Raw genomic sequence first — 3,576 nt, 5'->3', positions numbered from 1 at the left:
GCGTGATCATGCGGTCGAGCACCGGCTTGCCGTACTTCGATTCGCCGACCTGGAAGTAGCAGGTCTCGCGCGTCGCCTCGATGAAATTGCCGGCCGAGTACACCAGGAAGAGCCGCATCGCCTCGCCCTTGATCTGGCCGCCGAGGATCATCGAGGCGTTGAAGTCGACGCCGGCCTGCTTCAGCGACGGGCCGTCCTGGTCGTAGACGCGGCGCACCGCGCTGCCGAGCACGCGGGCCGCATCGAACATGCTGGTGGCGTTCCAGATGGTGATCGGTGGCAGGTCGCCGTTGTCGATCTTCTCGACCTGCAGGATCTCGCGCACCGACTGCGAGATCGACAGGTTGCCCGCCGACAGCAGCACCATGAAGCGGTCGCCGGTCTTCTCGTAGACCATCATCTTGCGGTAGGTGCTGATCTGGTCCAGGCCCGCGTTGGTGCGCGAGTCGGACAGGAAGACGAGGCCGGCATCGAGCTTGATGCCCACACAGTAGGTCATGACGGGGTGTCCTGCAGGTTCTTCAGGCGGTAGAGCGCGTCGAGCGCCTCCTTCGGCGACAGCATATCGGGGTTGATGCCGGCCAGTGCCCGCTCGATCGGCGACACCGGTTTCTCGGCCTCCGGCGTGGGCGCCGCGAACAGGTCGATCTGCGCGCTGCCGGCGTGCTGCTGGGCCTCCAGCGCCTCCAGCGTCGCGCGCGCCTGGCGCACCAGCGTGCCGGGCATGCCGGCCAGGCGGGCGACCTGCACGCCGTAGCTGCGGCTGGCCGGGCCGGCCTGGATGTCGTGCAGGAACACGATGTCGTCGCCGCTCTCGGCGGCCGACACGTGCACGTTCAGCGCCCGCTCGTGCTTCACCGGGAACTCGGTCAGCTCGAAGTAGTGCGTCGCGAACAGCGTGAAGCTCTTGTTGCGCTCGTGCAGGTGGCTCGCGATGGCGCCGGCCAGCGCGAGGCCGTCGAAGGTGGAGGTGCCGCGGCCGATCTCGTCCATCAGCACCAGCGAGTGATCGCCGGCGCTGTGGATGATCGCCGCCGCCTCGGTCATCTCGAGCATGAAGGTCGATTGCGCATTGGCCAGGTCGTCGGCCGCGCCGATGCGGGTGTGGATCGCGTCGATAGGCCCGAGCCGGCAGGCATCGGCCGGCACGAACGAGCCGATCGCCGCCAGCAGCACGATCAGCGCCACCTGGCGCATGAAGGTGCTCTTGCCGCCCATGTTCGGGCCGGTGATCACGAGCATCTTGCGCGCCGCGTCGAGCCGGCAGTCGTTGGCCATGAAGTTGCCGCCGCCGGTCTCGGCCAGGCGCGCCTCGACCACCGGGTGGCGGCCGGCGGTGATGTCGATGGAGGGCTCGCGCACGAACTGCGGGCGCGTCCATCCGAGCGTGTCGGCGCGTTCGGCCAGCGCCGCCAGCGCATCGAGGCTGGCCAGTGCGCGCGCCAGGCCCGACAGCGCCTCCAGGTGCGCCTGCAGCTGGTCGATCAGCTGCTCGTAGAGCTGCTTCTCGCGCGCGAGCGAGCGCTCCTGTGCGGACAAGGCCTTGTCCTCGAAGGCCTTCAGCTCCGGCGTGATGAAGCGCTCGGCGTTCTTCAGCGTCTGGCGGCGCTGGTAGTCCATCGGCACCTTGGCGRCCTGGCCCTGYGTGACCTCGATGTAGAAGCCGTGCACCTTGTTGTATTGCACGCGCAGGTTGGCGATGCCGGTGCGCGTGCGCTCGCGGGCTTCGAGGTCGAGCAGGAAGGCGTCGCAGTTCTGGCTGATGTCGCGCAGTTCGTCGAGCGGGGCATCGAAGCCGCGGGCGATCACGCCGCCGTCGCGCAGCATCACCGATGGTTCGTCGGCGATCGCGCTGCGCAGCAGGGCTTCGATCGCTGCGTCGGGCGTCAGCGCCTCGGCCAGCATCTCCAGCAGCAGGGCGCGGCCCGGCACGCGCTCGCGCAGCGCGGGCAGCGCCTGCAGCGTGGCGCGCAGGCCRGTGAGTTCACGCGGGCGCACCTGGCGCAGCGCGACGCGGGCGGTGATGCGCTCGACGTCGCTGATGCCGCGCAGCGCCTCGCGCAGCGGCGCGACGCCGTGCTCGATCAGCACGTCGAGCGCGTCGTGGCGCTGCGAGGCGACGGTGCGCTCGCGCAGCGGGTGCGTGAGCCAGTGGCGCAGCGCGCGGCTGCCCATGCCGGTGCGGCAGGTGTCGAGCAGCGACAGCAGCGTCGGCGCGTCGTCGCCGCGCAGCGTCTGCGTGAGCTCGAGGTTGCGGTGTGTGGTGGGCGGCAGGTCGAGCAGGTCGCCGCTGCGTTCCACCTGCAGCGCGCGCACGTGCGCCAGAGCCTGGCCCTGCGTGTGCTCGGCATAGCTCAGCAGCGCGGCGGCGGCGGCGTGCGCGGTGCCGAGTTCCTGTGCGTTGAAACCGGCGAGGCTGGCGACGCGCATCTGCTCGCACAGCTTGCGCAGGCCGAGCGCGGTGTCGAACTGCCAGCCGGGGCGGTGCGTGATCGCGATGCGGGCCTGCGAGACCGCGGCGGGCACCTGCTCGCGGTCGACCAGCACCTCGGCGGCGTTCAGGCGGGCGAGCCAGCCGGGCAGTTCGCGTTCGGTGCATTCGGTCAGGCCGAGCTGGCCGCTGCTCAGGCCGAGCCAGGCGAGGCCGTAGCTCACCACGCCGCGCTGCATCTTCTGCGAGACCGCGAGCAGCAGCGCGTCGCGCTTGTCGGCGAGCAGTTCGGCGTCGGTGACGGTGCCGGGGGTGACGACGCGCACCACCTTGCGCTCGACCGGGCCCTTGGCGGTGGCGACGTCGCCGACCTGCTCGGCGATCGCGACGGCTTCGCCGAGCTTGATCAGCTTCGCCAGGTAGCTCTCGACGGCATGGAAGGGCACGCCGGCCATCACGACCGGCTCGCCGCCGCTCTGGCCGCGGCTGGTCAGCGTGATGTCGAGCAGCTTGTTGGCACGGCGGGCGTCTTCATAGAAGAGCTCGTAGAAGTCGCCCATGCGGTAGAAGACGAGCGTGTCGGGGTGCTCGGCCTTGATGCGCAGGTACTGCTGCATCATTGGGGTGTGGGCCGAAACGGGGACCGGCGCGGGAGCGCGGCTGGCGGTCGTTTCTTCAGCTAACTCGTTGAATTGCTGAGTATTTTTGTCGGATGACATGGTCACGATGGACTTTTCAGCGCCTATGAAAACTTGGGGAAACTTGGCCGTTCTGCGTAGGTTTGCCGGCTTCTAAAATGGAAACCTACGCTGGGCTGCGACCCGGTCTTCCAGAAAACCTACGCTTGCAGGGAGCGCAATGCAGTTCGACGCCCGCGCAGCCAAGGCACTTCAGCCAGGCGCGCACCTTACCATCGACGGCTGTCCAGGCCTTCGTCTCGAAGCCACTCAAACCCGACGCGCTTGGACCTATCGGTACCGCAGTCCGGTCGACGCGCGGATGCGCCAAGTCGGCCTGGGGCGGTGGCCAGCGATGTCGTTTCCGGCGGCTGCGGCCGAGTGGGAGCGTTTGCGCGAGGAGCGCGATGCGGGCGGCGATCCCGCGCTGTCGAAGCGCCAAGCGCGGGAGGCCGAGCAGACGGCCCG

Annotated in this window: 3 protein-coding genes; 1 reads left to right on the top strand and 2 read right to left on the bottom strand. The window is 69.3% G+C overall.

All coding sequences use genetic code 11. From position 1 onward, the window contains the following. Together AC1D01_RS25385 and mutS are read right to left on the bottom strand one after the other, a co-directional pair. The coding region (locus AC1D01_RS25385) for a proteasome-type protease (protein WP_477871297.1) at positions 1–499 on the bottom strand (499 nt) is incomplete at its 3' end. Next, positions 496–3,051 (bottom strand): DNA mismatch repair protein MutS, encoded by a 2,556-nt coding sequence (gene mutS, locus AC1D01_RS25380; RefSeq protein ID WP_477871295.1) that lies wholly within the window; start codon positions 3,049–3,051, stop codon positions 496–498. The genes AC1D01_RS25385 and mutS, both read right to left, overlap by 4 nt. A gap of 238 nt (positions 3,052–3,289) precedes the next feature. Between mutS and AC1D01_RS25375 the strand changes: the two genes are divergently transcribed. Next, the coding region (locus AC1D01_RS25375) for an integrase arm-type DNA-binding domain-containing protein (RefSeq protein WP_477871293.1) at positions 3,290–3,576 on the top strand (287 nt) is incomplete at its 3' end.

The organism is Rhizobacter sp. P3_B12, assembly GCF_056402895.1.
The sequence above is the reverse complement of the archived record's forward strand: the minus strand, read 5'-3'. Positions and strand labels throughout refer to the sequence as shown.